A 3,472-nucleotide genomic window follows, 5' to 3' on the forward strand; every position below is an offset into this window, starting at 1 on the left:
ACTCATGAGGGGAATGATCTCATCAGGTCTCATGAAAAAGTATTCTTTAGAGAGGATGCTCCTGGAACTTGAGAAACTGCATGTGATAGAAGACCAGAGCGGAAATCTTGTGGAACTTGAGAGGACAAGGAAGCAGAAGGAAATCCTTGAGGCTCTTGATAAGATATCGTGGTGGTAAAACCACGGGGATTCAGGTCTGTATGGAGAATCCTCAAACGCTATGTGAATGAGACAGGAAAGGAATCAGATGTGTTTGAAAGATTCATGATAAAGCACCCTTTCACGGGTAAATCAAGAATCGATCATATCACTATGGAGATGTATCCATCATATATATCAAGTGCAATAAGTAGGCAAGAGATAATGATATCCTGAAAAACAAAAGGTACCACTGGCACAAGAATTATTCTGATCTTTCAGAAAAGGAAAGGGATTCCATCATTTCTCTCAAATCCATTGATCTCCAGACATCACATGCATATCATTTCAAGATTGCCCTTCAAAGATTATGGAAGGTGAATGCGTCCATTGCATAAGACTCTCTGAGATTTGAGGCAATGAAATCCGGAACAAATTCAGCTGTTGTGGAAGGATTGAACAACAAGATCCGTACTGCATTCAAGCGTTCATATGGGTTCAAGGCACATGAATACAGGGATACGATCATATATCCGGTGGCAGGAGGATTGAGTTTGCCCCAAAAATGTTAAAGAGATTTCGAATGATTATATCATAATAGTTGCGAAGAAATATGTAGTCAGATTCTTAATAAAATTCCTGAGGATTTTAGTGATTTTAAAGGATGCCTTCTTTGAAAAAATCCCTAATAGGATTTGTGAATAAGTATCCTTCAAATAGGAGGGACTTGTAGCTTAAGTTTTTCCAGTGTTTAGGAAATTAGAGGAATAAGAAATAAATGAGACTGCGTTAGAAAAATAATTCTTAAATGCGTAAATATATTTTTCTAATGACAACAGATAAAGCGGTAAATAGATAGGCTATTTGCTCAGGAAGATTCATTTTTTCCGTAAGAACTACTTTTAAGCTAACTGTACTCAGTATATCCCTATTGGAGTTTGTCATATTTTGAGATGCAATTCTATTTCCCGCTGTGGTATTCAAACTGTGCAATCGGTAATACACGAGGTTTTGATCCATTTTTTTAACGGTGCAAAAATATAATCCTATTGCGCCTATGATCCAGTCTTCGAAAATCCAGTCAAACGTTTTAGAAGATAATAAGTCTAATTTACTTATCACCAATTTAGCACATGATTTACTCATAAAAATTCCATTTGCGTCTATAAAATTACGAAAGAGAATTATGTATCTTAGCAGAAATCTTTTATCCAATATCGACGGTATATGACCCATAACTCCAATCTTTCTAGATAATTCATCTATAATAATTGGATTAGAATATAAAAAATCATTCTTTCCAATTGTATGAGATGCCATTGCAATATAGTTAACGTCCCAAAAACAATCATAATCTAGAATAGAGAAATAATCATATGATTCAACAAAGTTTTTGAACCCATAATTTAGTAGCGCTCTGAATGGAGAAGCATGTGGATGTTTAATCACTTCAATATCAAATCCGCCCTTTTGAAGTTTTACAGATATGTCAGTGATTACGCTGTATGTATCATCTGTAGAGCCTTCATCATAAAGTATTTTTAAGAAAATATTTCCATTAAAATTTTGATTGAAAACAGAATTTATGGCCTCTTTAATAAATTTTTGAGAATTATATGCCCTTATGAAAACACAAACATCAACATTTTCATTCATTCGAAATTCCTTCTTCTAAAAGGTTTATTACAGCCTTGTAAACCATATCTGTATTCCAATATTGCCATGAACCCCATCTGCCAACTGATTTTATACCGTGCTCCCTAAGTATTTCCATTGCTTTTTTTCTAACATCTTCGTGTCCTATGTTATATATAGGATACCCATACTTATTAAACCAAGTTCTTGAAAAAATTATATTTTTCTCGTTCTCTATCACGTGTAAATCCAGTAAATCTTTTATGACTTTGGAAGTAATTTTGTTAATATCGAAAGCCTCTTGTTTAGGGAGTGTTACTTCAGCTATAAGATTAGATTTAGAATCTTCATTGCTAGAAATAAGCGAGCTCATCCATGTGTACCTATGGAAAATAATCTTTGGATCAGGTACATAAACGGTTGTTTGATTAGGTGTTTTAGATGATATAGCTACCCCGACAATAACTACACTATTATAATCAAAACTGTCAGCTAATTTTGCATTTTCCTTAGAGTCGTTTAGGCAGAGTAACAACTCTGGTAAAGGTATAGTGCTAACTATTTTTTTAGCATTAATTTTATCATTAATCTCATAAATATTGTTAATTTTTCTAATTTTAATTATATTTTCTCCGCCTATAAACTCTGCGCCTTTTTGTGTCACCTGTTCATATAAAGAGTTATATAGTGACTGAATTCCTCCTTCTTTAGGATAATAAAAAAAAGACTGCTCCTTATATCCCACGTTAGGTATCCCGGCGACAGATTTTAGAACATTTTCAAGTTCAGGAAAAGGTAGTCTTCCCGGAGTAAATACCCAGTCTGCGGCAATGGATTCTAGTGGTCTTTTCCAAATTTTTTCATTATATGGTTTTAGATATTCATTTGCCATAGACTCTCCAAAGAAGCCGTTTATCCATTCTAACAAGTTTTTTGGTTTCCATTCAATATTTTTTGACATGAACAACATTTGTTCTATGATGCCCCTAGCAAATTGAACTCTTATCTCTGGATTAAGCTTAAATATACCATTTTCGAAAGGATAAGGAATAAATTTACCTTTAAATAGCACATAATTATTCCTTTCTCTTTTAGATACATTATCACCAATTAGTTTTAAAATATTAGAAAGGACTTTTTCATCTTTGCTAAATAAAATGTGTGGACCTCCGATATCGAATGTGAATCCATTTACTATTTCACTTTTTAAGAGTCCGCCTTTTTCTTTGTAATTACTTCTTTCTAATATCGCCATTTTATAGTTATGCCTATCTAATACTTCGTTAGTATATAGCAATCCTGCCCAACCACCCCCTAAAACTACTTCATCATACACTTTCAGTTTATAACTACCATTATTAACATGCGTGTTTCGTGAATAAATGTTACGGTGTTTAATAGGAGGTTATTAAAAATCCTCATTAAATAATCAAAAATGGGTAAAGTTGGATGAGCGTTTACACATCAATATCGCTCATTGCAAAATAGCGCATCCTCAAACTCCTGGAAAAGAAAAGGATATGCGACATGGTGGGAGTCAAAGATGCGGTCTTTCAGACGTCATGAAAAAAGTTCTTTTGGCCACGTTGACATGACGGTGTCAGCGTGAGAGTCGGAGAGGCAGTCGTCTTGTCTCTTGGCCTGCGAGGCCGCTTTACAGATTGACTGCCCTTCGTCTCGACATAATACCCTGAAAGAA

Annotated in this window: 3 protein-coding genes and 1 pseudogene; 2 read left to right on the forward strand and 2 right to left on the reverse strand. The window is 34.3% G+C overall.

Going from position 1 to position 3,472, the window contains the following annotated elements; all coding sequences use genetic code 11:
• The first annotated feature begins 168 nt into the window (after nt 1-168).
• Together ACNF42_RS08470 and ACNF42_RS08475 are read left to right on the forward strand one after the other, a co-directional pair.
• Nucleotides 169-375, forward strand: coding sequence for a hypothetical protein (locus ACNF42_RS08470; RefSeq protein ID WP_443340335.1), 207 nt, complete (start codon nt 169-171; stop codon nt 373-375).
• A pseudogene (locus ACNF42_RS08475) lies at nt 372-710 on the forward strand (hypothetical protein). Before ACNF42_RS08470 ends, ACNF42_RS08475 begins: the two are co-directional and overlap by 4 nt.
• Before the next feature lie 232 nt (nt 711-942).
• On the opposite strand, the gene ACNF42_RS08480 reads toward ACNF42_RS08475, so the two are convergent.
• Both ACNF42_RS08480 and ACNF42_RS08485 read right to left on the reverse strand, forming a co-directional pair.
• The gene (locus tag ACNF42_RS08480; RefSeq protein ID WP_443340336.1) at nt 943-1,794 is read right to left on the reverse strand and encodes a glycosyltransferase; all 852 of its coding nucleotides are present in this window, start codon (nt 1,792-1,794) and stop codon (nt 943-945) included.
• A complete protein-coding gene (locus tag ACNF42_RS08485) occupies nt 1,787-3,109 on the reverse strand; it encodes a protoporphyrinogen/coproporphyrinogen oxidase (protein ID WP_443340337.1) in 1,323 nt (440 codons plus the stop codon). The genes ACNF42_RS08480 and ACNF42_RS08485 overlap by 8 nt, the downstream gene beginning before the upstream one ends.
• Nucleotides 3,110-3,472 lie beyond the last annotated feature (363 nt).

The organism is Cuniculiplasma thermophilum, assembly GCF_052315355.1.
Lineage (GTDB): Archaea > Thermoplasmatota > Thermoplasmata > Thermoplasmatales > Thermoplasmataceae > Cuniculiplasma.

Coding starts and splice junctions, on each gene's coding strand:
- ACNF42_RS08480 (WP_443340336.1), bottom strand. CDS start 1,794: ATGAATGAAAATGTTGATGTTTGTGTTTTCATAAGGGCATATAATTCT.